This window comes from Shimwellia pseudoproteus, from assembly GCF_016415625.1.
GTDB classification, from domain to species: Bacteria; Pseudomonadota; Gammaproteobacteria; order Enterobacterales; family Enterobacteriaceae; genus Shimwellia; species Shimwellia pseudoproteus.
The window spans coordinates 17749-44072 of sequence record NZ_WBXP01000032.1 but is presented as its reverse complement, the minus strand read 5'-3'; the positions used below and the strand labels follow the sequence as shown (position 1 = coordinate 44072).

The following is a 26324-nucleotide window of genomic DNA, read 5'->3' as shown; positions in this document are numbered from 1 at the left end:
TTTGAACTTTTGCTTTGTCACAGGATGTCGCTACAGGGTCAGGAGTGTGGTGATCTGATCCTAATTTCGGCTAAAAGTTCGATTTATTCAACAAAGCCACCCGCCGCTATAACACGGGGCGTTTTTTACCGGGATTGTTATGGATAATAACGGGCTAAAAGATAGCGTTCTCTGCCATTAATTTGGCTGTTCTCTGGTGTTATATACTGGGGCGGCGATTTTTTATTGTGATAAACACACTTTTTTGGCCGCTCCCTTCCGGTAATATTCCGTTATTTAGTGTTCCTGCCACCAGATACTGACTGCGCTAATGGTTTATCAGGGGCGTATTTTTATTTCCGTCTGGCTTTAGCGATTCAGGTATTAATTTTCTATTTTGCATAAGAATCCCCAATGGTAAACCGGTAACTATTAGTTGTTTTCCTGGCGCTTTTGGTTAATAAAAATAAAAAGGAAATGTTGCTGAAATAATTAACATTAACGGCGCTTCTGCACGTGGCCTTTATTATCCCTGTAAGTCATATGGGTAACCGTCATTACATAACAAGCACAGAGTGAGGTAATAATGAACAGCGTTTGCGGGAAATTGTCTGCCCTGGCAGTGTTGCTTTCCGGCGCAGTGAGCGCCTCGGGTGTTGCCGCGCAGGAGATTAAAATAGGGGTGGTGTTGCCCCTGAGCGGGGCGCTGAGCGGCTACGGCCAGCCCTCTCAGAAAGGACTGGAGCTTATCCAGAGCCTGACGCCGACCCTGAAAAATGGCGACACCATTAAGCTGATTATTATTGATGACAAAAGCGATAAAGTGGAAGCGGCCAATGCCATGCAGCGCCTGGTGTCCAGCGATAAAGTCGATGCGGTTATTGGTGAGGTCACCTCCACCAATACCCTGTCGATGACCAAAATTGCCGACGATACCCAAACCCCGTTAGTGTCGCCCACCGCTACCAATGACCGGGTTACCCGCAACCATCCGTATGTGAGCCGGGTATGCTTTTCGGACAGTTTCCAGGGGGTGGTGGGGGCCAATCTGGCCTCGCGGGATCTGAAAGCCAAAACCGCGGCGATTATTTTTGACAGCAGTAACGACTACTCCGTCGGGCTGGCAAAAGCCTTCCGTAATCAGTTTAAGAAGAACGGCGGTGAGATCCCGATTGAGGTTCAGGCCCCCACCGGCAGTAAAGATTTTAAAGCCCAGCTGGCCAGCGTGAAATCCCACAATGTGGATATGATCTATATGCCTATCTATTACACCGAAGGGGCGCTGGTGGCGGTCCAGGCCAAACAGATGGGCCTGCAAAAACCGGTGGTCGGGGGGGATGGCCTGGCAGCGGATCAGGTATTTTTTGATGTCGGTAAAGACGCCGTAAACGGTTATATGACCACCGATTATTATTCACCTAATGCCAAAGAACAGACCCCGGCCGGAGAGGCATTTATTAAAGCCTGGGAAGCTAAATATAAACAACCAACCCACACCTGGGGGGCCATGTCGGCGGACGCATATAATGTCATTGTTAACGCCATGAACCAGTGCAGTAATCCTAAAGATCGGGTGTGTGTGAATGATAAAATTCGCGCTACCAAAGATTTCCAGGGGGTGACCGGTACCCTGACACTGAATAATGGTGATGCGGTACGCAGTGCAGTAATTAATGAAGTACAGGACGGCAAGCTGGCATTTAAAACAGTGGTTAATCCTTAATAATACAAACTAATAATGGCCTGCTTCGGCAGGCTATTTTAGTTACCGTTCTGGCACGAACCAGAGCGCTTATAAATAATAACACCGGTGGGACATGCGCTAATGGATGTATCTCTGTTTTTACAGCAGGTGGTGAATGGCATGAGTCTCGGCGGAATGTATGCCCTGATCGCCATTGGCTACACCATGGTATATGGCGTGCTGCGGTTGATAAATTTCGCCCATGCCGATGTGATGATGGTCGGTGCTTTCGCCACCTTGTTTTTATTTTCTGCCGTGGGGTTACCCTTCTGGCTGTCCATTTTTTTGACCCTGTTACTGTGCGGCCTGGCCGGGATGTTGATTGACCGTATCGCGTACCGGCCACTGCGCCAGGCTTCGAAAATCTCCATATTGATCACCGCCATCGGGGTGAGCTTTTTCCTTGAGAACACCTTTAATGTGCTGTTTGGCGGCAGTACGCGCTATTTCTCTTCCCCGGATTTTTTTAACCAGACCCGGGATATTGCCGGGATCGTGGTCACCAATGTGGCGCTGATCATGCCGGTTATCACCGTGCTGTTGTTACTGGCGTTGCTGTGGCTGCTCTACCGCACCCGCTATGGTATTGCCATCCGGGCGGTGGCGTTTGATGTCAATACGGTGCGCTTGATGGGGGTGGACGCCAACCGGATTATTTCACTGGTGTTTGCCCTCGGCAGTAGCCTGGCGGCACTGGGCGGGGTGTTTTACGCCATCAGTTACCCGACGATTGATCCGCTGATGGGGGTGCTGATTGGGCTGAAAGCCTTTGCGGCGGCGGTACTCGGGGGGATTGGCAGTGTCACCGGCGCGGTGCTGGGGGGATTTATCCTCGGCTTTACCGAGGTGGTGGCGGTAGCGCTATTCCCGGAACTGGGGGGCTACAAAGACGCCTTTGCTTTTCTGTTTTTGATTCTGGTGCTGCTGTTTCGCCCGGTGGGCATTATGGGTGATGAACGTCTGGAAAGGAGCCGTTTCTGATGATAAACGCCACCACGACAATAACGGCACAGTTACGTAACCTGCTGATTATTATCCTCTGCATTGGGCTGCTGATGGCCATTAATGCGCTGTTTAATGACTATATTATTCGTGTCACCAGTACCATCTTTGTTTTTATGATCCTCGCGGTGAGCTACAACCTGATTAACGGGGTGACCGGGCAGCTCTCTCTGGAGCCGAACGGCTTTGTGGCCATTGGCGCTTATGTCACGGCTATCTTGATCCTCAGCAGCGACAGTAAGCTGGATATGTATGAAATGGCCACCCCCAGCGCCGTGGTGCTGGCGGTACATGCGTCATTTTTACCGGCACTGTTGCTGAGCGGGATCTGTGCGGCGCTGGTGGCGGTGTGCCTGGCGTTTCCGGTGTTCCGGGTGCGGGGGGATTATCTGGCGATTGTCACCCTCGGCTTCGGCTTTATTATTAAAATCCTCGCCATTAATAACCCGCAAATCACCAACGGGGCCATCGGGCTTAATGATATTCCCCAGCAACCGCATCTGCTGTTCTGGTGTGGGCTGAGTGCGCTGCTTGCCACGGGTCTTGTCCTGCAACTGGTGTGGTCCAAATACGGGCGGATGATGAAAGCCATTCGCGATGATGAAGACGCCGCCATTGCCATGGGGGTTAACACGTTCCGTATTAAAACCTGCGCCTTTGCCACCAGTGCCTTTTTTGAAGGTATCGGCGGTGGGCTGATGGCCTCCCTGCTGACCACCATCTCCCCGGGGCTGTTCGATTTTATGCTCACGTTCCAGTTGCTGATTATTATTGTGCTTGGTGGGCTGGGCAGTACTACCGGGGCGCTGCTGGGGACGGTACTGGTGGTGGGCAGTGCAGAGTGGCTGCGCTTCCTAGATCAGCCTTTGTCGCTGTTTGGTTACGATCTGGGCGCCTTCCCGGGGCTGCGGATGGTGGTGTTCTCACTGGTGCTGCTGATAATTATGCTGTTCGCCCGGGAAGGGCTGCTGGGTAAGAAAGAGGTGTGGCAATTACGCCGTAAAGGGGCCCCGTATGACAGTAAATAACCCGGTGTTAGCCATCGATAATATCGCCATGCAATTCGGCGGGCTGAAAGCCATCGACGGGGTGAGTTTTGAGATCCAGCCCGCGGAAATTTTCGGCCTGATCGGCCCGAACGGTGCCGGGAAAACCACTCTGTTTAACGTGATAACCGCCCATTACCGGCCTACCGGCGGTGAGGTACGGCTTAACGGGCGCAGTATGCGCGGGCTGAAGCCCCATAAAGTGGTGCACGCCGGGATCGCCCGGACGTTCCAGAATATCCGTCTGTTCCCCAGTATGTCGGTACTGGAGAACGTGATGATCGGCCTCGACAGCCGTAGCCGCTACTCCCTGCTGGAGGCGGCGCTGCACATCGGGCGCTACTTCCCGGCGGAGCGGGCGGCCAGGGCAGAGGCGCTGGCGATCCTCGACTATATCGGAATTGCCCAATTTGCCGATACCCCGGCCACCGGGCTGAGTTATGGCAACCAGCGGCGGGTAGAAATTGCCAGGGCGCTGGCCACCCGGCCCAACATCCTGTTGCTGGATGAGCCCGCCGCCGGGATGAACCCCAAAGAGACCGAGGATCTGGCGCGGTTAATTTTCCGTATGCGTGAGGATCACCAGTTGAGTGTCTTACTGATCGAGCACGACATGCCCTTTGTGAACACCCTGTGTGAGCGGGTGATGGTGCTGGAGTACGGTAAACCGCTGTTTAGCGGCTCAATGGCCGCCGCAATCAACGATCCGGCGGTGATTTCTGCCTATCTGGGGGACCTGAAGTATGCTTAATGCCCGGCAGTTAAACGTCTTTTATGGGGTTATCCAGGGGCTGAAAGGGGTCGATATTGAGGTGCGGGACCGGGAAATTGTCACCCTGATTGGCAGTAATGGGGCAGGGAAGACCTCCACCCTGCACGGGATTGTCAATCTGGTGCGCTCCACCGGGGAGGTGCGCTTTCTCAATGAGGATATTTCCCGCCGCCAGACCCACCAGATTGTCCGCCGGGGCCTGGCCCTGGTACCGGAAGGCCGCCATATTTTCACCAACCTGACCATTGAAGAGAACCTGCGTATGGGGGCGTACCATAATCAGGCGGGGTTCGGGCCCCTGCGGGACAAAATGTTCAGCCTGTTTCCGCGCCTTAAAGAGCGGCGCGGGCAGCTGGCGGGCACCATGAGCGGCGGGGAGCAGCAGATGCTGGCTATCGCCCGGGCGCTAATGAGCGAGCCGGTATTACTGATGCTGGATGAACCCAGCCTCGGGCTGGCCCCGCGCATTGTCGGGGAGTTGTTCGCCACCATTGAACAGCTCAGGAATGACAACATCACCATTTTGCTGGTGGAGCAAAATGCCAGCGCCGCCCTGCGGATAGCGGATCGGGCCTACGTGCTGGAGAACGGCAAAACGGTGCTCTCCGGCCCGGCCCGGGAGATGCTGGACAACCCGGAGATCAAACGCATGTACCTCGGGGGATAGTGGTTGCACACGGTGTGAGGGGGGTTGCCGCTTACACCGTGTTGCCTGCTAGTCGTTGCCCATATACTTGCCCGTAATGACGTTATCTTTCCTGTATTTATTTCCGGCTGGGGTTGTTGATTGTCTCTTGAGATTATATTCGCAACGGCAGCCACTGCTTGAATATTATTGTGGATAAGCCCCTGATCTATACTTGTTATTATCAATAATAACCCAGGCTAAAAAATAATCTTGTGTGTGAACATCCGGTGTTCTACACTTCATTTACCCGTTCAAATAACACTCAATGTGATGTTCACTGGTTTATTTTGATTTATATGGCATTATTTCTGTTTTTATGGAGCAAATTTTTATTTGTCTTCTTTTATTTTATTGGGTTTATTATGAAAATTATTTATACAAATCATATGTCTGCTATTTTATCTGCCCGATTTTATGGCGGATTTTTATTGTTATATACATGACTATTTTATAAACAAATCATGCGGTAATTGTTGGCGCCACAATTTATTGATTGTGAATTATGCTATTGCCTATTTTATGCAATGGCTATTTATTATCACTCCACAGCACGGCGCTCATTTTTTGACATTAGCGCTGAGAAGGTGTTTATAATGAGTTCAAATCAATCTGATTTATCCAATGCCCATTATGGTTATGATTTTGTGGTGGCCGCCACCCAGGCCAGTATTAATGCAACAATGAAAGAGTATTTATATAATTCGGTCTTCCCCACGGTCAGGATGTACTGGAATCAGGATGCGCAGGGCAATCCTGTTGCCATCTCTCAGGCGGATTTGCTTAAGCAAACAAATGGCGTTGACCCTTTGCTGGTACCCTCATGGAACGACAGTGAACCCATGACGCCAGATATTGAAAATATCAACCAGAGTGATTTTTATTTTGCCTTTGAAGCCGCGATAGGCATTCCTGCGGATATGCCAGCGCAAAACATTCCCGATATTGTTACGTTCCAGGCGGCCAGCCAGTCAGTTATTTTTAATCTTATCTGCGCACAGTTTACTGTCGTGACTTGTAATTTTGGCCGCCACGGGCTGACCAGTTTTTTTAGCGCCAGCCAGCCTGCGGATTCGCCCTGGCTATTTACCTCAATCGTTGCGCTGAGGCAAATTATTGATAACACCAACTTGCCTCCTGACGTTCAGGAGCAGTTAAACAACCTCGGACCTGCGGCATTCAGCGTTCAGCAGTTATTTTTTGACCTCGATAATGCCGCACTCGAATCAACCCCGACCATCAGTGGTATCCAGCCGGGCACGCCGCTGTATACCTTGCTGTCGTCAGTATTCCTGGGGGCTTACTTCTCAGCAATGAAGGCCAATGCCCAGCCGGTGCTTAACTATTCTATTTTGCAAAATGTGCCCGCTAATGATAGTTCGACCTTAACGTTAACCAAAATGGAACTGGAGGTTAGCCCTTATACGCCCGTATCTCCTGCCACCGATAGCTTTAATACCTTAAATTATTTGTGTGAGGTGAATGGCGGTAACCTTCCGCCACCGGTACCTTTCCCGTGGAACTGGCTGGAACCAGGCGACCAATCCAATTTTGATGGGGTAATTTCGATTAACCGAAATACGTTTGCCAACTATTTTAAAGACCAGTTAGCCGGTGCTGTGGCGAACAATTGTTATAAGCCGTGGGTACGGGTCTGGCTATCCGGGTTTCTGGATGCAACGGTAAATTATAGCTGGTCGATGACTCCCCGGCAGACGCCCACGGTCACCGTGACCGATAATGGCGATAATGTGCTGGTATTTTCATACAGCGGATCCGCAGAGGACGATGCCGGATTAAATGGGGATATGGGGAAAATGAGCATCAGCACTACTTATAATGCGACGGTGACATTTAGTGGTAGTACCATTGTTATTACGCAAAATTATCTGGTGGCCATTTATATCCGTATTATGCAATCTTCAGAAAGCTGGAATGCTATTAACAATACAATAACGGATACCTATACTCTGGCAATAGATCAAACCGGCCACCTGACCGCCAGCCTGAATACTGTCACAAAAGATAATTCGGATTCGACACCCAGTACCAACTGGTTTATCGAACTTTTTACCGGGCTAAATGATCTGGTTGGTGATGTTGCGGACTGGGCCAAAGATTTTGAGAAAACATCCTTTCACAGTATGCCGCTGAACGCCGCACAACGTTTTGTGTTCCCGGGCGGGAAAACATTTGCTTTTAACGATGTTGCGTTTTCTGACTACCAGGACATGGTGTCACATATTACCTATACCCAACCGGGGCTGAACTGCAAACCGGCACAATTCTGATGAGAGGCATATTATGTCTGCACCTACAATAAGCATCTCCGTTGAGTTAATGAAAAATTATAAACAGACACTATTAATGTCACCGGAAAAAGATTTTGAAGCATTGCAAACCAATAATGGCCATTCGCTGTTTTTTTCGATTGGCACCGATAATGTGTTCTATCTGACAAGTGAAGCCCCCGGGCACGATACCGGATGGGAGAAAAATGACCTGAGCAGTAAACAAATCGCCGCCAGCTTTCCGGGCCAGCAAAATATGGCCTGCAAACGGTTTGCCGTCGGGCAAAGCGTTGTTGATGGCACTATCGGGCTGGCCCTGGTGATCAGTGATGGCCATTACGATCACCTGTTTTTAAGTGTGGGCAACGCCAGTGGTGACACCGACTGGCGACAATCGCCGGTGTGGGTTCACTACCCCTTCGATAATCCAGCTAAAGATGTGGTTATCGAAGGGGTTTTTATCAGTGAGACGGCGAATAACACGCAATTTATTGTGGTGGATATTCTCCGGGACCCGGCCAGCGATGAGCCATTAATTTCTCGCTACTATATTGACCAGCAGCATACACCGGCCTGGCAACCTCATGATGTCGCGATCGATCTGGAGGCGAACCGTTATACCAGTTGCCTCGGGCGGCAATATCTACCAAACAGCCCACACCAGCCCACCATTGATGGCCTGTATACCTGTGGCCAGGTCGATGGGGCTGCCCAACTGATATTTCAGCCGCTGTATAACGTGTTCAATCCGGCCATCCCGGCAGCGGTGGCCCGCTTACAATTACCGGGAAATACCATTGCTGATTGTCTTGCCAGCTGTCGCAACAGCAATTTGTCCAGCGATTTGTACGTCTGCGGCGGCGGTGGGCTCTACTATTTTGCCAGCGCTAATCAAGCCGATAGCGCGACGGGGGTGTTGCTCATGCAAAATTCGCTGTTCAACGGCGTAAGAAAAATGTACGCCGCCCAGTCGAATCAGCGCACGGTGGTGTGGGGCCTGAACAGTAATAACCAGATATTTTATGTTTCCTGTCCGCAGGGGCAGGAGGCCGCGACCCCTCCGGCCTGGAGTTACCCATTGCCGATTGTGACCGGGGTGGACCTGTTCTCGCCGTATCTGAACCAGATAGATGACGGTAATACCTTTTTTGCCGTGGCCGGGGGCACGCTGCAGAAATGGATAAAATCCACCGACAGTACCTTGTGGAATGCCCAGTACATTACGCTACCGTCCCCGGATACGACGGATACCCAGCAATACAGCTCGTATACCACGCGGATCCAGCTCACCGATGACAGCAACCAGCCGCTCAGCCATTTACCGGTGGTGATCAGCGCCCCCGGCCGTACCGGTGTTTATATCAACCATCTCTATTACGTGATTGATGCGACTGGCGTGGAGGTGTGCTCCGATGATCTGGGCAGTATTACGGTCATTGAATGGGTTAATTCTCTTACCGGCACACGGCTGAGCGTGCGCGATGCGTCCGGTAATACAGCCGCAGTGGATCCGATGGCAAAACCGATGGCCAAACTTGCCCAGTTGAATAGCGTTTCCGGCTTGCGAAGTGCGGTTATCACCGGGGATGATGGCACAACAACGCCGCTGGTGAGCAGCAGCGTATCAGACGCTGACTTACAGGCGGTCGCCACCGCGAATGGGCAACTGGGGACAGTTTATCATTCACTGGCAGCGCGTTCGGTTGGCCAACCTCAGCGGCTGCTGGCCACCCCTGTGCCATCCGCGCTGCGGGTCGCGGGTATTGATGCGATTATTGTTGACCTTGGCGATCTGGTGAGTTGGCTGGCCTCCGGCGTGGAGGCGATTATTCAGATTGTTAAGGACGCCGCCACCGGGGTGTGGAACTTTGTGGCCCGTATTGCGGGCAGTGTTTACTCTGCGGTGCTGGATGTGGCAGAAAAAGTGGTGGCGGCGGCAGAGTGGATCTTTACTACGATTAAAACAGCGATTAAGGATCTGATCCTGTTCCTTGAATTTTTGCTCAATTTTAACGATGTGCTGGTGACGCATCGCGTAATGAAAAATGTGTATATTCAACTGGTGAAACACAGCATCGCCAGTATTGCCGATCTCAAGGCTGATGTTATTTCGACATTTACCACTTTACAGAATGATGTAAATAAATGGGCGGATATTCCCGGTTTTGCCCAGACCCCAAAAAGTACCGGTGCCGCCAGCCCACCACTGAGTGGCCAAAATAGCGCCCCGGCCCAGTTGGGTATCCACCATTTTCAGGGAAATATGAGTAACGCGGCGGCAACGGTGAATGCCCCTGCGGTGACAACGGCGTTATTTGATGATTTAGTCAATTTTCTGAATAACGAAGGGGAGACGTTCAGCGCCGCCTGTGGTGCCATCAAAACCGATATTATCGATAACTTTGATAACCTGTCGGTAACGCAAATTATCCAGAAGTTTACGGCGATTGTTGCCGATACGCTGCTACAGACGACGGAAAATATACTCTGTGCGGTGATTGATGTTTTTACCCAGCTGGCCGGAGGCTTTCTGGATCTGTTAACCACCACTATTGATATACCGGTTATTTCCTGGCTGTATAAAAAGCTGACCGGGGATGATTTGTCGTGTCTCGATTTATTCTGTTTTATCGCGGCAATACCGGCGACCCTGGTATATAAAATTATTAATGGCAAAACACCGTTCAGTACTGGCGATGGGTTTACCGACGGATTACTGGCCGCGCAGAATTTTGACCAGGTGCGCAGCCAGTTCTTCACCGGCACGATTTCATCTGCCAGGGGGGAGTTAATGCTGGCGGCTACGGCACCGGTGCTTGATGATAACCGCCTGAAAGTGTTTGGCTTCGCCTCGGGTTTCTTTGCCCTTGCCGGGAGTGTGGGGCTGATTGTTATCACCGCGATACAGCGGGTACTGGATCTGATCCCCGGGGATATTTTACTTGCCGGGCGCATCAGAATGCTGGCGCTTGCCGGGGCGGTGGCGAATATCGCCTATGTATCACCGAATATTGCCACGCTGATTAATGCGAAAACGGCCACCTGGTGGCAGCAAATGAATAATGCGCTGACCGGAATCAGTATCCTGAAAGGATTTGCTAATATCGCCCTGTCTTCGCAGTCGTCCACCCAGGTGCTGCCCAGAGTCTCCGCTTTTGTGGAGTCAACAATTAATATCGCATGGAATGTCCCTGTTATTTTAAATATTATTAATAATAAAAGTAAATGGAATACAACATATAAATCGCTGATCCCAGAGTCGATTGCCAATTTTTCATTTAATCTTGGCGGAACGCTGGAATTTCCCATCGCCATGACCCAGGATATCAAAGTGAAAGCTATCGAATGTGCCGTACAGTATGCGTTTATGCTGACCTATGGTGGGTTAATTGTTGTTGCCGGTAGTATTAATGAGGCCACCAACTGACGACTGATAACCGGTGATATCCCCCTCAATCGCGCCCCTGTGAGCCACAGGGGCGCGGGTGTTTTTATGGGGCGCGCCACAATAAAAAGCGATGCCGTAAGCAGATAATAACGCTGAATACCCGCTTAGATAATTTACGCAAATGGTTTTGCGGTTTAATTGGTTTATTGTCGGTGCCCGGCATCAGTATAGTAAATACCAGATTAGTTATAGCGAATAACTTTTAACTATATTGCGGCACTTTCAAGGAGCCCTTATGCATTTAGCGCGTTTCCCCCGGCTGCGGCTGGGCCATTTCCCCACGCCACTTGAACCGCTGGAAAATTTATCCCGCCTGCTGGGGGGCCCGGCCATCTGGATCAAGCGGGACGATGCCACCGGGCTGGCTACCGGGGGGAATAAAACCCGCAAACTGGAATTTTTGCTTGCCGACGCTCTGGCGCAGCAGGCGGATGTCATTATCACCCAGGGGGCGACCCAGTCGAACCATGTCCGCCAGACCATTGCCGCCGCCGCGGTGCTGGGCCTGCCCGCGAAGGTTTTCCTCGAACAGCGGGTTAGCGGATTTGGCGACGAATACCAACAGTCGGGCAATGTGCTGCTGGATAAATTGCTCGGCGGTGAGATTGTGGCCCACTTGCCTCCCGGCACCGACATGCAGCAGGTGATGGAGGATTACGCCGCCACGCTGCGCGCTCAGGGGAAAAATCCCTATGTTATCCCGGGTGGCGGCTCTAACCCCATCGGCGCACTGGGCTATGTGGCCTGTGCGCAAGAGCTGCTGTACCAGTCCTCCCAACAGCGGCTGCGAATCGACCACGTGATCCACGCCACCGGCAGTACCGGCACCCAGGCGGGATTAGTGGCCGGTTTCACCGCCACCAACAGCCATATTCCGGTACTGGGGATCAGTGTCCGGGCCCCCAAAGCGCGCCAGCAGGAGAATGTCTGGCAACTGGCTTCCCGCACCCGGGCGCTGCTCGGTGTCCCCGGGGAGCTGCCGCGCAGCGCGGTGGTGGTCAACAGCGACTATGTGGGGGATGGCTACGGTTTACCCACCCCGGCGATGCAGGAAGCCGTAGAACTTCTGGCCCGTCATGAAGGGATCCTGCTGGACCCGGTATACGCCGGTAAAGGTATGGCCGGGCTTATCGATCTGGTCCGCCAGGGGCAGTTCCGCCCGCAGGATAACCTGGTGTTTATTCACACAGGCGGTGCCGCCGGGTTATTTGGTTACCGCCAGGCACTGGCGCCATGAGCCAGCGGTTTCTACTCGGGGTGCTGGGCGGCATGGGGCCGCTGGCCACCCTCGATTTTTTGCAGGCGCTACTGGAGGCGTGCAGCGCGGCGACGGATCAGCAACAGATCCCCACAGTGGTGTGGAATGTGCCCCAGATCCCGGATCGCCAGGCGGCACTGGCGGGGCGGGGCCCGTCGCCGTTACCGGCATTACTGCACGGTATCCGCCAGCTCAACCAGGCCGGTGCCAGCCATATTGCCATCCCCTGTAATACCGCCCACCACTGGTATCAGGCGCTGTGCGACGCAAGCCGGGCCCGGGTGCTGCATATTGCCCATACCGCGCTGGCCGCCATTGCCGCCGGGCATCCCCCGGGGGGCAGTGATTGGCATCATCGCCACGGCGGGCACCCTGCAGGCAGGCTGGTACCAGCAGGGGCTGCGCCAGTTGGGGATGTCTGCGCTGGTGCCCGATGACGATGCGCTGGCGCGCTGGTTTGTGCCCGGCTGTTATGCGGTAAAGCGTGGGGATCTCTGCGCGGGCGGCGTGGCGTTAAGCCACCAGGCGACGCAGTTATTTGAACAGGGCGCCAGCCAGTTGATCCTCGCCTGTACGGAAGTGCCGCTGGCCCTGCGGGCGGTCAATGCCCCGTTTATGGCCCGCACCCTGGACCCCACCCGGCAGCTGGCGCGCCACTGTGCGCAATTGTGGCAGGAAGCCCGTCACCAATAACAGAAACAACAAGACAATCACCACAGGATAATGATGATGAATAGAATCACCGCCACACTGATGATCAGCGCGAGCTTATGGGCCATTGCCAGCCAGGCGGCAGTGCCGCCGGAAGTCCGCATCGCCTATAGCGGCGGCTCGCAGGTTATTATGCTGGCCAAAGCGGATGGCACCCTGGAAAAGGCCCTGCACACCAACGTGAAGTGGGTGCAGTTTGCCAGCGGGGCGGACGCGCTGAATTATTTCGCCAGTAATAGCATTGATATTGCTAATTTCGGCTCCAGCCCGGCCACGGCGGGGCTGGTGCGTAAGTTGCCGGTAGAGATTATCGGCATCTCCGGGGTGATTGCCACCTATGAGCGCCTGATTGGCCGCAGCGATATTAAAAATATTCACGATATTGAAGGCAAGCGGGTGGCGTATCCGCCGAACTCCACCGCCCAGTACGCGCTGGAAGCGGCTATCAGTGTCAACCACCTCGACCGCAGTAAAATCACCTTATTACCGCTGCGCCCGGCAGAAATGGTGGCGGCCTGGCAGCGGGGGGATATTGATGCGGGCTACGTCTGGGCGCCGTTTGCCCAGCAACTGGAGGCAGACGGTGGCCACCAGGTGTTTACCACCAGGGAGCTGCAAAAATCGGGCTATCTGATTTACAACAACTACGTGGTGCGCAAAGCCTTTGCGGAGCAGTATCCCGAGGCGGTGACCGCATTTTTAAACGTGCATCAGCAGAAAGTGGACGCCTTCCGTCAGGATCCGCAAAAAGCCGCGGAGATCGTCGCCCGGGAAGTGGGCGCGCCGGTGACCACCGCCACCAATACCCTTGCCGGGCTGGAGTACCCCAGCCTCAGTGAGCAGGGCACCGCCGCCTGGCTGGGTAACGGTAGCCAGACCACCCAAAGCGGGATTGGCCAGGCGTTGACCAAAACCGCCGGGTTCCTGGCGAGCATTGGCGAGCTGCGCCAGCGCGATATTCCGGCGAACTGGGATTCTGCCATCAATAGCCAGTTTGTCCGCCGCGCCGCGCAGAGCAAACCATGAAAGCCAGTCGCCATATTGCCATCAGCGCTGGCGCTGTCGCGGTGGTGTTGATCCTCTGGCAGGTGGCGGCGGTGCGCCAGTGGATCAACCCACTGTTACTGCCGTCGCTGACTGATATTGCCGAAACCGCCCGGGAGCTGATGGCCGAAGGTTATCGTCAGGTGCCACTGCTGGTGAATCTGTGGGTCAGCCTGGCCCGGGCGCTGAGTGCGTTCGCGGTGGCGATTGTGCTGGGTATTCCCCTTGGCCTGTTAATGGGGATGTCCCCGGAGCTTTCCGCGGCGCTTAATCCGTTTATTCAATTCCTGCGGCCGATACCGAAAATTGCCCTGATCCCGCTGGCGGTGGTGTGGCTGGGGATTGGTGAAGCGAGCAAATTTTTTCTGATTTTTATTGCCACCTTCCTGACGGTGGTGGTCGGGGCTAATGCCGCCGTTAGCCGTATTAGCGCCGCCCGGTTGCGGGTAGCCCAGACCCTGGGGGCCAGCCGCTGGCAGCTTTTTACCAGGGTTGTGCTGCCAGATGCGGCGCCGGAGCTGTTCACCACGGTGCGCCTGGCCATCGGTATTGGCTGGACCTCGCTGATTGCTGCCGAAATGGTGGCCGCCACCGCCGGCCTGGGGTGGATGGTGATGAATGCCAGCGCCTATTTACGCACCGATATCGTGATGCTCGGTATCCTGATGCTGGGCGCTGTCGGCTATTTACTGGATCTATTATTGCTTGGGGTACAGCGTCTGCTGGTGCCCTGGGCCGGGAGAGAGGCATGACGGCACAAATTGCTATTGAGGACGTTTCACTACGTTTTATCAGTAAACAGGGGCCGCTACAGGTGCTGGATAATGTCTCCTTAACCCTGCACCCCGGGGAGTTCGTGGTCCTGCTGGGGCCTTCCGGTTGTGGCAAATCCACCATTCTGAACATGGCCGCCGGGTTTCAGCAGCCGGATACGGGCCGGGTTAGCTGCAAGGGGGTACCGGTTTCCCGGCCTCATCCCTCCCGGGGGATGGTATTTCAGCAGTCGCACCTCTTCCCGTGGCTGTCGGTGCTGGAGAATGTCACCTTTGGCCCGCGGCTGGGCAAGCATGATAAAGCGCAGCTGGATAAACAGGCCAGAGAATGGCTGGCCCGGGTGGGGCTGGAGGGGTTTGAACATCACGCCCCCTGGCAACTGTCCGGCGGGATGAAGCAGCGGGTGGCGCTGGCCAGGGCCTGGTTACCCCAGCCGGATGTGCTGTTGCTCGATGAGCCGTTTGGTGCCCTGGATGCCCAGACCCGGATGATGATGCAGGAGTTGCTGCGCGGGGCCTGGCTTACCACCGGCACCACGGCGCTGTTTGTCACCCACGATGTGGATGAAGCCCTGTTCCTTGCGGATCGGGTGCTTATTATGTCGGCCCGGCCCGGGCGGATTGTGGATCAGGTGGTATTGCCTTTTGGCCGGGAGCGGGATATTGACACCCTTGCCCGGCAACCGGATTACCAGCAGATCAAACATCAGGTGTTACAGCGGGTGCGGGAAGAGGCGAAGCGGCACTGGCAGCCGGTGCTGTGATGTGTACCTGGCCCGGTGCCCGGGCCAGGTACATGGGCTATACCACCCGCTGTTTGACAATAAACAGGTAGCTCATTGCCCCGGCGAAGGTGACACAGGCGGCAATGACCAGCGCCAGGTTAAAAGAGCCGGTGCTGTCCACCACCCAGCCGGTAACGATCGGGGCGAAGGAGGCAAACACAAAGCTGCCGAAATTTTGAATTGAGGCCACGGACGCGACTTTGGCTTCCGGCACCATCATTTGCACCAGCCCCCAGCAGGCGGTACCGGCAAAGTGGACGCAAAACAGCGCCATGGAAATAAACGCGACGGCTTCGACAGAGGAACTGGACTGGACCACCAGCAACGTCCCCAGCGCGGACAGGATCAGCCCTGCCACAATAGCGGTTTTCCGGGTGCGGGCCGGGTCATAACCGGCTTTCACCAGCGCATCCATGACCAGGCCGTTCACCCACATCCCGATAGCTGCGGCGAGGAAGGGGATCGCCGCCACCCAGCCGGTTTTTGCCAGGCTGAACCCCTGCTGGGCCTGAAGGTAACCCGGTAACCAGGCAATATAGAGCCAGCCGGTGTAGTTAACCCCGGAGAACCCGAGGATCATGCCCCAGGTGGTGCGTTGTTTAAACAGCGCCAGCCATTCGCTCACCGGCACCCGGGGGCGGGGGGCGACCGGGGCACTCAGGTAGTGGCGCTCCTCATCGCTCAGGGGGAACTGGGCCCGGTTGCGATACCAGGCATACCAACAAATCCCCACCAGGATACCCGCCAGACCAATCACCACGAACATCGCCCGCCAGCCCCAGGCTAGCTGCATGACTACCAGCACCGGCGGGGCGACGGCCTGGCCGAGGGCGGTGGAGGAGTTCAAAATACCCATGGCCATACCGCGTTGTTTCTGGACAAACCACTCGTTAACCGATTTCACCCCGGCAGGCATAAAGGGCGCTTCGCCAATCCCCAGACCGATACGCAGCCAGATAAAGTGGCTGAAGCTGTTGACCAGCCCGGTCATGGCCTGCATCACCGACCAGAAAACCAACCCGGCCCCCAGCACGATGCGTGGGCCAAAACGGTCCAGCAGGAACCCGGCAGGCAGCTGCGAGAAACCGTAAGACAGGGAGAAGGCCGACAGCAGCACGCCAAATTCGGTGGCGGACAGGCCCAGCTCGCCGCGGATAGCTTCCCCGGCGACGCTTAAGGAAGAACGATCAAGAAAATTAACAATGCCGGCGATAAACAGCAGGGTGAGGGTTATGATTTGTAGCCGCCTGATACGCCCGGGTTTTTCCCCTGGGCGACTGTCCAGCATATCTGTAGTCATAATAATTGTCCCTATAATAAATAATGTTAATTATCATTGTATTAGCCACGGAAATCGGTGGCATACTGATAATAGATATACCAGCGTGACTACCATACAAGAAGTGCAGTTCAATTTAGTGGCCGGGATCACAACCTGTTTTTGGCAAGACAGTGGTGAGTAAAGGAAAACAGACCCCGTCGGGAGGCTGTCTATACTTAAGCGATAACGATGCCGCCAGTACAGGTGGTTGATGCACATGACGTTTTGGGAGTCGTTGAATGTTGATGTTACAGGGTGGTTTCTTGCGCTGGCTGACGGCGGTGGTGTTGCTGTTGGTCTGCCTGGGGGGGAATGCGGAGCAGACGACAGGCGCACCCTCTGCGGGTAATGCGTCGTTGACGTTACTCCAGGGGCAACTGGATGATCTAAAACAGCAGGTGGCCAGAACCACCAGCGATAAACAACTGGAGGAGTATGGCGCGGTAAATCAGCAGATTTTGCTGCGTATTGACGCACTGTCCGGGGATATTCAGCAGCAGTTAGTCCCCGTGGTTACCCAGTTAAATATCCTTGGGCCACCGCCGGAGCCCCAGGCGACCCCGGAAACCCCGGAAGTGGCGGCCCGGCGCCAGTCGCTGTCGGAAACCAAAGCCGCCCTTGAGGGGCGCCTGCAACAAACCAGCATTCTGCAAACCAGCGCCCAGCAATTGGCGGTGCAAATTTCCGGGGTGCGGCGCAATATTCTGACCAAAGAGCTGAGCCTGAATAACGGCAGTATCCTGATGCCCGGTTTCTGGGCGCCGCTGCTTTCTTTTTCTGACTATAACCGCGGCAGAGTGCTGCAATTTTGGTACGCCCTCCAGGATGCGGGCAGCATGGCAATGTCCCCGGCGCGGGTACCGGGGACCCTGATGTTGCTGGTGATAGCCATCTGCCTGCCGCTGTTTCGCAAGCGCCTGGAGCTGCCCATCACCCGGGCGACGGTAAGGTGGATCCCGGAAGGGAAATTTATCCGCAGCTTTTACGCTATGGCGCTGATCCTCACCAATACGTTGCTTATCAGTCTGGCGGCCTGGTCTTTTGCGTGGATATTTTTACGCTTACCGGTCCACGCCGGCATCCTCGGGGATTTTTTTGCGGACTGGCTTGATTTGTGTAGCCTGGTGGGGGTGATGCTGGGGCTGGGCAGGGCGCTTATCAGTAAACGCCAGCCGTCGTGGCGCCTGGCGCGGATTTCTGATTCTGTGGCCAAAGCGCTCAACCCATTCCCGCGTATTGTCGCCGGGTTGCTGTGGGTGTTTGGATCGGTTGAGATAATGAACAACACCATTGGGGCATCGGTCTCAACCAGTGTGGTGGCCTCCGGGTTAACCTCATTGCTTATCTTGATCTGTGTGATAGTCATGATTGTGCGGGTGAATAACGCCAAGACCGAAGAGGGCGATAAAGATAACAAACATCAGAACACCTCGGTGCACGGGGTGGTATATCTGCTGAGTGCGGTATTTGCGCTGGTGGAGCTGATTGCGTTGATCACCGGCTATATCGGCTTTGCGCGCTATCTGACCTATAAAATGATTTGGGCGTTTATCGTGATTGCCGGGGCGTTTTTCCTCACCCGGTTGTGGGATGGCATTTGCGATTTGCTGTTTTTCGCCAATAACCGGGCGGGGCGTTTTCTGGAGCGTTTTCTCAAACTCCAGGATAGCCACCTGTCGCTGCTGGCGATTATATCGTCGGCCATTGGCCGGGTGATTATTCTGCTGACCATGGTGCTGGCGCTGTTTTACGGCACCTTTGGCAGCAGTACCCCCACCGAGTGGCTGTCGCGCATTTATGCGTTGTGGTCAGGCAATGCCATTGGCCAGCTTAATATCGTGCCCTCCCATGTCCTCACCGCCCTGATGACGTGCCTGGTCTCTGCGTGGGTTCTGCATCAAATTAACCGCTGGCTGAGCGATACGCTGTTGCCGAAAACCCGCATGTCTCTGGGGATGCAGGCGTCAATTTGCGCGCTGTTTACCAACCTCGGCTATGTGGCGGTGATCATGATGACCCTCGCCAGCCTGGGGGTGCAGTGGAGCAATCTGGCGTGGATTGTCAGTGCGCTGTCGGTGGGGATTGGTTTTGGCTTACAGGAGATAGTGAAGAACTTTATTTCCGGCCTGATCCTGCTGACCGAGCGGCCGATCCGGGTGGGCGATTTAGTCAGCATCAGCGGGATTGAAGGGGACATTAAAAAGATAAGCGTGCGCGCCACCGAGATACAGTTAGGCGATCGTTCGACGATGATCGTCCCTAATTCGCAGTTTATCTCCCAGAATGTCCGTAACGTTACCCGGGGCAATACCCTGGGGGTGGTGTCGATAGCATTAACCTATCCGCTGGATTGTGACCCGAAGGCGATTCGCACCCTGTTGCTGGATATTTTTAATAACCACGAGCAGATCTACAGTAACCCGGAGCCGTCGGTGTCGTGCACCGGGCTGTCGGCGGAGGGGATAACCATTAGCGTGACCGGCTATGTCAGCTCTGCCCGGCAGATTTTCAGTACCAAAAGCGATTTACTGTTTGAGATCCTCCACCAGTTGCGGGAGAACAATATCACTATCTCGGTGCCCCATACCGTGATTCTGGAACGGGAAGAGCCGGTAGCTGAACCCCGCCCGGCGGGGGAGTAAGTAGCACCGGCCATAAAACCCCGCGCGGTAATAGCAGGCCCCCGGAGAATGAATTTACCCGGTGGCCTGCTGCGGGAGAATAACCAAAAGAAGCGCGGGGGGCGGGCAGCAATATAGCGGTGGGATGCCGGCGATAAGAAATAACCGCTATCTTCAGGCGCTATTAATAATAAAAATACTTTACGTCATATCATGATGGGCCGTCGGGGTGAGTGGCTAAATAACCTGTTCAGATATATCAATAATGCCCGTTGAAGGGCGGGAACCGATGACGCCAGAACACTGACATTCGGGTTTGACTTTTGGTGGTGAGAGTGTAGTTTTGTCTTGTGATGAAAATGATAATCATTCTCTTTTTTGTGGGGTAAAAGATAATGAAGCTTGTTTCAATCCGGTTTAAGAAAGCTGATTATTTTTCTACGATTAAGCCCGAAACGATGCTGTCTTTGATGATGGCAACGACGTTACTCGAATATTCGTTATCTGTGTTCTGATTGCGCCGCACTCCTCGCGGGGCTTTGTTGGGCGTGAGCATCTGCGCCGGTACCGCGCCACGCGGATCCGCACTGAATGGGATACTTTTTGCCCACAGCCGGTAGTGATATCAAAGAATGACGCCTGACTCATGGTTATGTTGGTGGTTACCCGCGGCGATTATCCCGGGTATTGACCACTTATCCGGCAGAAGGACAGTCAATATTATGACCAAACAGGTAGCGATTTCACTGGACGGCCAGACCATTCACGCCCCGGAGCTGGCATCCGCCACTTGCGGGCAGCCCGGGGTAAATATTGCCGGGCTTGATGTGCTGGGGCTCACCAGTTATGACCCGGGGTTTACCCACACCGCAGGGTGTAAATCCGCCATTTCCTGGATAGATCCCGACAACAGTTGCCTGCTGCACCGGGGGTTCCCGGTTGAGCAATTGGCCCGCCAGTGTGATTTTCTGGCGATGGCCTGGATACTGCTAAATGGCGAGGCGCCGGATGAGGCGCAGTACCAGGCCTTTAGCGATACTATCACCCGCCATACCATGGTCCATGAGCAGATGGCGCGGATGTGCCGCGGTTTCCGCCGCGATTCACACCCGATGGCGCTGATGTGTGCCCTGGTCGGGGCGCTGGCGGCGTTCTACCACGATGTGCTGGATGTCGGTAACCCGGAGCACCGGGCGCTGGCGGCAATACGGCTGCTGGCCAAAATGCCCACCCTGGCCGCCATGAGTTATAAATATTCCGTTGAACAACCGGCCAGTTACCCGCGCAACTCGCTCTCGTACGCGGACAATTTTTTACACCAGCTGTTTGCGATCCCCGCCGAACCCTATGTGGTGAACCCGATCATCGGGCAGGCCATGAACCAGATCCTGGTGCTACATGCGGACCACGGGCAGTGCGCCTCGACCACTACGGTACGGGCGGCGGCGTCATCGGGGGCGAATCTGTTCGCCTGTGTCGCCGCCGGGCTGGCGTCCCTCTGGGGGCCGCAACACGGCGGCGCCAATGAAGCCAGTATGCAGATGCTGGAGACCATCCGCCATGTTGACCAGGTACCGGCGTTTTTACGCCAGGCCACCCGGGACCCGGCGGCATTTCGCCGTCTCGGGTTCGGCAACTCCCGTTACCGGCACCGGGATCCCCGGGCGGCTATCCTGCGTGAAACCTGCCACCGGGTACTGGCGGAATTAGGCCTGTCGGATTCGTTATTGCAGGTGGCGATGGCGCTGGAAGAGGCCGCGCTGAAGGACGATTTCTGTATTGAGCATGGTCTGGCACCCAGTGTCGATTTTTACACGGCGGTATTACTCAGGGCGATGGGGCTGCCGTCCGCCATGTTTGTGGTGGTGGTGGCCGTCGGGCGTAGCCTGGGGTGGGTCGCCCACTGGAATGAGATGCACAGCGAGCCACTGACCCTTTACCGGCCGCGGCAGATCTATGTGGGCGAGCCGCGCCGGGATTATCGTTCCCGGCGCGGACAGTAGTCCCGACGCCGGCGCCACTGTCCTGGGCAGGCAGTGGCGCCGCCTACTGCGCTTAGCGGCAGCGGATCACGGCCCGGCCGCGGATCTCGCCGGCAAACAGTTTATCCGCCAGCGCAATGGTGTCGGCCAGCGGATAGGTGGTGGCCAGTGACGCCAGCAGCGGTGTATCCAGCAGATCCGTTACCCGCTGCCAGGCCTGCTGACGCTGAGCCAGTGGGATCATCACGCTGTCCACCCCGGCGAGGGTCACGCCACGTAAAATAAACGGTGCCACGGTGGACGGGAAATCCATCCCCTGGGCCATACCGCAGGCGGCAACAACGCCACCGTAGTTAACGCTGGCGCAGGCGTTTGCCAGGGTGTGGCTACCCACGGTATCGATAACCGCCGCCCAGCGCTCTTTTTGCAGCGGTTTGCCCGGTTGGCTTATCTCATTACGGTCGATTACTGCCGTGGCGCCGAGGGTTGTCAGCCATGGCTGTTCCGCGGTGCGCCCGGTGGATGCGGTAACGTCGTACCCGAGGCGGGACAACAGGGCAACGGCGAAGCTGCCCACGCCACCGCTGGCGCCGGTCACCAGCACGGTGCCGGATTGCGGGGTGATGCCGTTACGCTCCAGGGCATCCACACACAGCATGGCGGTTAATCCGGCGGTACCAATCGCCATCACCTGCCAGCCACTGGCGCCAGCGGGCAGGGGGACCAGCCAGTCACCATTGACCCGGGCGACCTGCGCCAGGCCGCCGGGGTGCTTTTCACCCACGCCCCAGCCGGTCAGCACGACACTGTCCCCGGCTTTCCAGGCGGGATGGGCGCTGGCGGTGACGGTACCGGTGAAGTCAATACCCGGCACCATCGGGAATTTACGCACGATGGGCCCTTTGCCGGTGATGGCCAGGGCGTCTTTATAGTTCAGCGATGAGTAATCTACGGCGACAGTGACATCGCCTTCAGTCAGATCCTGCTCCTGGCGTTCGCACAGGGTGGTGCGATAACCGTTGTCGTCTTTCTCAATCAATAATGATGTGTACATGCTGCGTCCTTAAAACGTTGACCGATAGTCTGATTAATCATCAAAAAGTGACCCCACCAGCAGCCGCAAATAGTGGCTGAGGAAGCTGTCCAGCGGCTGGCGGCTCTGCTCCAGACGGGCGCGCAGTACCGCACCTTCCCAGCCAGTCCAGAAAAACGCGGCCAGGCTGGCACAGTCGCTGTCGGGGGGGATTTGCCGGGCGGTTTGTGCCGCCCGCAGGCAGGCTTCAAACTGCTGTTGCCAGCCCTGCAGGATGTGGTTCAGGCGGCAGCGAAAGGGTGCTGCCAGCAGGCCCACTTCCGGGGCCAGATTGCCGACAATACAGCCGCGCTGAAAGTCATGGCGGGCCATGCCGGTGGCGGCGCTGTCCACAAACGCGCGAATGCGATCCAGCGGCGGGCGCTGGGTATCGCCGAGGATTTTCTGCAACAGGTGGCGAAAAAACGCGTCATAGGCGTCGAGGATAGCCATGCCGAAGGCGTCTTTACTGGCAAAGTAATAGTAAAAAGATCCTTTAGGGACACCGGCCCGTTTCAGGATGCTGTCGATCCCGTTGCCAGAGAAGGTCGAGGCGGTCAGCGCTTCAATACCGGCGCGCAGCAGGGCGGCGCGGACATCCTGGTGATCGCCGTCGGTTTTACGCGGCCGGCCCCGGGGGCGGGCCGTGGTTGTCGGGGTTGTGTTCATGGTGAAAATAATAGACCGATCGTCTAAAAATAACAATAGCCCGGCTGATAACAGGGATATCAATGGGCTGGCGGTGCTGCGGCGGGTATTAGATTAACCCTCTGGCTCTGGCCAGCAGAAAAGCCGCTACCGAGGTCGCATCTGAGATCTCGCCTGCAAGGATCAGCCCCAGGAAGGTGTCGACCGGCATTTTGCGGGCGGTTAATCCGTACTCTTCGGCATCCAGTTGCTGGCCGCGGTACTGTAAATCGGTGGCGAGGTAGATATGGTAGCCCTGGGCAGAGTAACCCTGAGCCAGCTTCTGGTACCCCACCCGGGTCAGGGTAGCGGCTTCCAGGCCGGTTTCTTCGCGTAACTCGCCTGCGGCCACGGTGTCCGGCGCGGCATCAGGCCGGTGCTCCCAACTGCCCTGGGGCAGTTCAAGGGTGGTTTTGCCCAGCGGATAGCGGTACTGCTCCACCAGATAAATCTGGCCATCCTCTACCGGGAGGATCACCACAAAGTCGGGTTTTTCCACCAGCGCGTAAATCCCTTCGCTACCGTCCGCCCGGCGCACCCGGTCTTCTTTCAGGGTCATCCAGGGATTGCGGTAAATTTCTGTTGAATCAAGCCTGGTAATAGCTGCACACATTGCGGTTCTTCCTGTTTTTTAGCGTATTTTCCCCCGACGTTACCGGCCATCAGGCCCCGGTCGGGAAGGTATCGACGGGCTCCCACAGCGTATGTGGGTTAGCGAAGCTGTGCGCCAGCAAGGCAAAAAAGCGGCTGACATGCAGGCCGTCGACCAGGGCATGATTAAATTTCCCCGCCACCGGAATAATGCCATTTTGCAGTTTTCCCCAGGTCATCGCCGGTACCGACTGGCCATAGTGGTATTCACCGTGAGTCATGCCGCTGAAGTGGGTCCAGGGCAGGCAACTGGCACAAAAAAAGTCATCACCGTGATCGAGCATCGGCGCCGGGGTGCCGTGCTGTGCGGCGCGGACGTGTTCCCGGGTAACCCGGGCAAAGCGGGGGAAGTCCGGCGCGTATTCACACCATATCTGGCGAAAGCTCTCCTGGTCCGTCATCACCGGGCTCATCACCGCGATCTGTTCAAATTCGATAACCTGGTCATTGAGCAGGCGCTGGCGCAACTGGGGGACCCCATTCGCGGCGCGCAGGATGGCGTACAGCGCCAGCAGAAAGAAGGATTCGCCCCGGGCGTTGGCGCAGTCATACAGCGGCTGCGCCGCCAGAGGGACAGTGATGTTGTAGCTGGGGTTATCAAAGGTCTGGTAGAAATGAAACAGCTCCCGGCGGGACCGGGTGTCCCGATCCAGAATACGATAACGATGCATTTACCCCTCCACGATGAATAACCAACGGGCCGTAACGAACGAGGTGACTGAAAGATAAAGTTTATCGCACCTGTCGGTAAACCGGGGGCGAAAATTTGCCCCCGGTGCCAGACGCCCGGTAAAAACGGAATATCACAGGGCCAGCTGGTCCAGGACGGCGATAGCATCCGCCGGCAGTATTAGCGCCCCGGCGGCCAGGTTCTCATGGAGATGGGCAACGGAACGGGTGCCCGGGATCAGCAGAATATTGGCTGAGCGCTGTAATAACCACGCCAGGGCTATCTGCATCGGGGCCGCCCCAAGGCGCCCGGCAATCTGCTGTAACGCAGAGGATTGTACCGGGGTAAAGCCGCCCAGCGGGAAAAACGGCACCCAGGCAATCCCCTGACGCGCGCATTCGTCGAGCAGGGCATCGTCATGGCGCTGAACAATGTTGTACCTGTTTTGCACACAGACAATCGGGGTTATCTTCTGGGCTTCAGCCAGCTGGCTGGCGGTGACGTTGCTTAGCCCAATATGGCGGATCAGCCCCTGCTGCTGAAGCGCCGCCAGGGCAGCCACCGGGGCTTCAATGGCGCCCCCGTCCGGGGGGATGCCGCCAGCCATGTAGCGAAAGTTCACCACATCCAGTACATCCAGCCGCAGGTTGCGCAAATTATCATGGACCGCCGCCGTTAACTGCGCCGCGGAGCACGCGGCATAAATGCCGCCATCGCCTGTGCGCAGGGCCCCCACCTTGGTGACGATGGTCAGAGTGTCCCGGTAGGGATATAGCGCCTCGCTGATCAGCTGATTGGTGATATGCGGGCCGTAAAAATCGCTGGTATCAATATGATTAACACCGGCGTCCACTGCGGCGCGCAGCACAGCCAGTGCCCCCTGACGATCGGCTGGCGGGCCGAATACGCCGGGGCCGGTTAGTTGCATGGCGCCGTAACCGATGCGGTTTACCGTGCGGCTGCCAAGTGAAAACGTCCCGCTGCGGTTGCTGTTGGTCATATTTACCTTTCTGAGGTTGCCTGATAAGGGTGTACAGTATATGAAGCATCCTTCAGGTTTAGAATTCGCATTCAGGAGACGTATGTCTGCACCTCTCAGGCCCCGTAAATCCCCGGTTCAGGCCCGGTCCGTTGCCACGGTTGCGGCCTTGCACACCGCAACGATTCAGATTTTAGCCCGCGAGGGGCTGGCGCGCTGTACCACCACCCGGGTTGCGGGCCGTGCCGGGATCGCCGTCGGCAGTTTGTATCAGTATTACCCCAATCGCGACGCATTGCTGGCGGCGGTACTTGAACAGCATCTTGACGGGGTCGCCAGTGCGGTAGAAGCCGCGGCGCAGGCGGCCAGGGGCAAGGGCGTTGCGCAGATGGCGGCGGACCTGGTGGCGGCGGTGGTGGCGGCGAAACTGGATAACCCACAGGTCTCGCAGGCGCTTTATCGCATTGCCGGGGAACGGGGCGGGGCGGCGATTGCCGCCAGAATACATCAGCGTATGGCGGTCGCGGTTTGCCAGATGCTGGAAAGCGCCGCCGATGCGCATTTTAGCGCGCCAGCGGTGACGGCGGAGATTGCGCTGGGGGCGATTGCCGGGCCGATACGGGCGCAGCTTGAAGGGCAACTTCCGCCGGCTGCCGGGCGGGCGCTGGTGGCGCAATTGACGTTGTTGCTGCAGGGGTATTTTTGCCATGGCCAGACGCAGGCCGGTGGTGGTGTATCCCCGGAAAAGTAACCAATGGTTAATAACCGCTGCAAAGCAATACAAGATCCCGGTGCGTTTTATT

General features: G+C 56.0%; 20 protein-coding genes and 1 pseudogene. 15 read left to right on the top strand and 6 right to left on the bottom strand.

The window, feature by feature from the left end; all coding sequences use genetic code 11:
* Positions 1 to 565 precede the first annotated feature (565 nt).
* From F9C28_RS13955 to F9C28_RS13900, 12 genes and pseudogenes are all read left to right on the top strand, one after another.
* Positions 566 to 1702: an ABC transporter substrate-binding protein gene (locus F9C28_RS13955; RefSeq protein WP_233149080.1), complete on the top strand. Its 1137-nt coding sequence runs from the start codon at positions 566 to 568 to the stop codon at positions 1700 to 1702.
* Between the two features lie 102 nt (positions 1703 to 1804).
* Positions 1805 to 2704: a branched-chain amino acid ABC transporter permease gene (locus F9C28_RS13950; protein WP_199015968.1), complete on the top strand. Its 900-nt coding sequence runs from the start codon at positions 1805 to 1807 to the stop codon at positions 2702 to 2704.
* Positions 2704 to 3753, top strand: a complete 1050-nt coding sequence (locus F9C28_RS13945) for a branched-chain amino acid ABC transporter permease (RefSeq protein WP_199015967.1) — start codon at positions 2704 to 2706, stop codon at positions 3751 to 3753. Before F9C28_RS13950 ends, F9C28_RS13945 begins: the two co-directional genes overlap by 1 nt.
* The gene (locus F9C28_RS13940; protein WP_199015966.1) at positions 3740 to 4522 is read left to right on the top strand and encodes an ABC transporter ATP-binding protein; all 783 of its coding nucleotides are present in this window, start codon (positions 3740 to 3742) and stop codon (positions 4520 to 4522) included. The genes F9C28_RS13945 and F9C28_RS13940 overlap by 14 nt, the downstream gene beginning before the upstream one ends.
* Positions 4515 to 5210 carry an ABC transporter ATP-binding protein gene (locus tag F9C28_RS13935; RefSeq protein WP_199015965.1) on the top strand — a complete coding sequence of 232 codons (696 nt, stop codon included), beginning with the start codon at positions 4515 to 4517 and terminating at the stop codon, positions 5208 to 5210. Before F9C28_RS13940 ends, F9C28_RS13935 begins: the two co-directional genes overlap by 8 nt.
* Before the next feature lie 545 nt (positions 5211 to 5755).
* Complete coding sequence (locus F9C28_RS13930; protein WP_233149079.1) at positions 5756 to 7519, top strand: hypothetical protein; 1764 nt, start codon at positions 5756 to 5758, stop codon at positions 7517 to 7519.
* A 13-nt stretch (positions 7520 to 7532) separates the two neighbouring features.
* Positions 7533 to 10946, top strand: coding sequence for a hypothetical protein (locus F9C28_RS13925; RefSeq protein ID WP_199015964.1), 3414 nt, complete (start codon positions 7533 to 7535; stop codon positions 10944 to 10946).
* 256 nt (positions 10947 to 11202) lie between these two features.
* Positions 11203 to 12204 carry a D-cysteate sulfo-lyase gene (gene cuyA / locus F9C28_RS13920; protein ID WP_199015963.1) on the top strand — a complete coding sequence of 334 codons (1002 nt, stop codon included), beginning with the start codon at positions 11203 to 11205 and terminating at the stop codon, positions 12202 to 12204.
* A pseudogene (gene cuyB, locus F9C28_RS20480) lies at positions 12201 to 12918 on the top strand (cysteate racemase). Before cuyA ends, cuyB begins: the two are co-directional and overlap by 4 nt.
* A 60-nt stretch (positions 12919 to 12978) precedes the next feature.
* Entirely contained in the window at positions 12979 to 13962 is a 984-nt protein-coding gene (locus tag F9C28_RS13910; protein WP_233149082.1) for a taurine ABC transporter substrate-binding protein, read from the top strand.
* Positions 13959 to 14732, top strand: coding sequence for an ABC transporter permease (locus tag F9C28_RS13905; protein ID WP_199015962.1), 774 nt, complete (start codon positions 13959 to 13961; stop codon positions 14730 to 14732). The genes F9C28_RS13910 and F9C28_RS13905 overlap by 4 nt, the downstream gene beginning before the upstream one ends.
* A complete protein-coding gene (locus F9C28_RS13900) occupies positions 14729 to 15517 on the top strand; it encodes an ABC transporter ATP-binding protein (protein ID WP_199015961.1) in 789 nt (262 codons plus the stop codon). Before F9C28_RS13905 ends, F9C28_RS13900 begins: the two co-directional genes overlap by 4 nt.
* A 37-nt stretch (positions 15518 to 15554) precedes the next feature.
* On the opposite strand, the gene F9C28_RS13895 is transcribed toward F9C28_RS13900, so the two are convergent.
* Positions 15555 to 16838, bottom strand: a complete 1284-nt coding sequence (locus tag F9C28_RS13895) for an MFS transporter (protein WP_199015960.1) — start codon at positions 16836 to 16838, stop codon at positions 15555 to 15557.
* A 260-nt stretch (positions 16839 to 17098) separates the two neighbouring features.
* On the opposite strand from F9C28_RS13895, the gene F9C28_RS13890 reads away from it, so the two are divergent.
* Positions 17099 to 19501 carry a DUF3772 domain-containing protein gene (locus tag F9C28_RS13890; protein ID WP_199015959.1) on the top strand — a complete coding sequence of 801 codons (2403 nt, stop codon included), beginning with the start codon at positions 17099 to 17101 and terminating at the stop codon, positions 19499 to 19501.
* A gap of 701 nt (positions 19502 to 20202) precedes the next feature.
* The gene (locus F9C28_RS13885; protein ID WP_199015958.1) at positions 20203 to 21483 is read left to right on the top strand and encodes a citrate synthase; all 1281 of its coding nucleotides are present in this window, start codon (positions 20203 to 20205) and stop codon (positions 21481 to 21483) included.
* Between the two features lie 52 nt (positions 21484 to 21535).
* Here F9C28_RS13885 and acuI read toward each other — a convergent pair whose 3' ends face one another.
* The 5 genes from acuI to F9C28_RS13860 form a co-directional block, all read right to left on the bottom strand.
* Entirely contained in the window at positions 21536 to 22516 is a 981-nt protein-coding gene (gene acuI, locus F9C28_RS13880) for an acrylyl-CoA reductase (NADPH) (protein WP_199015957.1), read from the bottom strand.
* A 33-nt stretch (positions 22517 to 22549) separates the two neighbouring features.
* On the bottom strand, positions 22550 to 23203 hold the full coding sequence (gene acuR / locus F9C28_RS13875; protein WP_199015956.1) for an acrylate utilization transcriptional regulator AcuR: 654 nt from the start codon (positions 23201 to 23203) through the stop codon (positions 22550 to 22552).
* Positions 23204 to 23291: 88 nt separating this feature from the next.
* On the bottom strand, positions 23292 to 23834 hold the full coding sequence (locus tag F9C28_RS13870; protein ID WP_199015955.1) for an NUDIX domain-containing protein: 543 nt from the start codon (positions 23832 to 23834) through the stop codon (positions 23292 to 23294).
* 49 nt (positions 23835 to 23883) lie between these two features.
* Positions 23884 to 24543, bottom strand: a complete 660-nt coding sequence (locus F9C28_RS13865; RefSeq protein ID WP_199015954.1) for a CatA-like O-acetyltransferase, family 1 — start codon at positions 24541 to 24543, stop codon at positions 23884 to 23886.
* A 132-nt stretch (positions 24544 to 24675) separates the two neighbouring features.
* Complete coding sequence (locus F9C28_RS13860; protein WP_199015953.1) at positions 24676 to 25542, bottom strand: oxidoreductase; 867 nt, start codon at positions 25540 to 25542, stop codon at positions 24676 to 24678.
* An 82-nt stretch (positions 25543 to 25624) separates the two neighbouring features.
* On the opposite strand from F9C28_RS13860, the gene F9C28_RS13855 reads away from it, so the two are divergent.
* Complete coding sequence (locus tag F9C28_RS13855) at positions 25625 to 26272, top strand: TetR/AcrR family transcriptional regulator (protein ID WP_199015952.1); 648 nt, start codon at positions 25625 to 25627, stop codon at positions 26270 to 26272.
* Positions 26273 to 26324 lie beyond the last annotated feature (52 nt).

What these genes read in the sequence shown, in the direction of transcription:
- F9C28_RS13955 (WP_233149080.1), top strand. Translation starts at nt 566, where the DNA reads ATGAACAGCGTTTGCGGGAAATTGTCTGCCCTGGCAGTGTTGCTTTCC.
- F9C28_RS13950 (WP_199015968.1), top strand. Translation starts at nt 1,805, where the DNA reads ATGGATGTATCTCTGTTTTTACAGCAGGTGGTGAATGGCATGAGTCTC.
- F9C28_RS13945 (WP_199015967.1), top strand. Translation starts at nt 2,704, where the DNA reads ATGATAAACGCCACCACGACAATAACGGCACAGTTACGTAACCTGCTG.
- F9C28_RS13940 (WP_199015966.1), top strand. Translation starts at nt 3,740, where the DNA reads ATGACAGTAAATAACCCGGTGTTAGCCATCGATAATATCGCCATGCAA.
- F9C28_RS13935 (WP_199015965.1), top strand. Translation starts at nt 4,515, where the DNA reads ATGCTTAATGCCCGGCAGTTAAACGTCTTTTATGGGGTTATCCAGGGG.
- F9C28_RS13930 (WP_233149079.1), top strand. Translation starts at nt 5,756, where the DNA reads ATGGCTATTTATTATCACTCCACAGCACGGCGCTCATTTTTTGACATT.
- F9C28_RS13925 (WP_199015964.1), top strand. Translation starts at nt 7,533, where the DNA reads ATGTCTGCACCTACAATAAGCATCTCCGTTGAGTTAATGAAAAATTAT.
- cuyA (WP_199015963.1), top strand. Translation starts at nt 11,203, where the DNA reads ATGCATTTAGCGCGTTTCCCCCGGCTGCGGCTGGGCCATTTCCCCACG.
- F9C28_RS13910 (WP_233149082.1), top strand. Translation starts at nt 12,979, where the DNA reads ATGATCAGCGCGAGCTTATGGGCCATTGCCAGCCAGGCGGCAGTGCCG.
- F9C28_RS13905 (WP_199015962.1), top strand. Translation starts at nt 13,959, where the DNA reads ATGAAAGCCAGTCGCCATATTGCCATCAGCGCTGGCGCTGTCGCGGTG.
- F9C28_RS13900 (WP_199015961.1), top strand. Translation starts at nt 14,729, where the DNA reads ATGACGGCACAAATTGCTATTGAGGACGTTTCACTACGTTTTATCAGT.
- F9C28_RS13895 (WP_199015960.1), bottom strand. Translation starts at nt 16,838, where the DNA reads ATGACTACAGATATGCTGGACAGTCGCCCAGGGGAAAAACCCGGGCGT.
- F9C28_RS13890 (WP_199015959.1), top strand. Translation starts at nt 17,099, where the DNA reads ATGTTGATGTTACAGGGTGGTTTCTTGCGCTGGCTGACGGCGGTGGTG.
- F9C28_RS13885 (WP_199015958.1), top strand. Translation starts at nt 20,203, where the DNA reads ATGACCAAACAGGTAGCGATTTCACTGGACGGCCAGACCATTCACGCC.
- acuI (WP_199015957.1), bottom strand. Translation starts at nt 22,516, where the DNA reads ATGTACACATCATTATTGATTGAGAAAGACGACAACGGTTATCGCACC.
- acuR (WP_199015956.1), bottom strand. Translation starts at nt 23,203, where the DNA reads ATGAACACAACCCCGACAACCACGGCCCGCCCCCGGGGCCGGCCGCGT.
- F9C28_RS13870 (WP_199015955.1), bottom strand. Translation starts at nt 23,834, where the DNA reads ATGTGTGCAGCTATTACCAGGCTTGATTCAACAGAAATTTACCGCAAT.
- F9C28_RS13865 (WP_199015954.1), bottom strand. Translation starts at nt 24,543, where the DNA reads ATGCATCGTTATCGTATTCTGGATCGGGACACCCGGTCCCGCCGGGAG.
- F9C28_RS13860 (WP_199015953.1), bottom strand. Translation starts at nt 25,542, where the DNA reads ATGACCAACAGCAACCGCAGCGGGACGTTTTCACTTGGCAGCCGCACG.
- F9C28_RS13855 (WP_199015952.1), top strand. Translation starts at nt 25,625, where the DNA reads ATGTCTGCACCTCTCAGGCCCCGTAAATCCCCGGTTCAGGCCCGGTCC.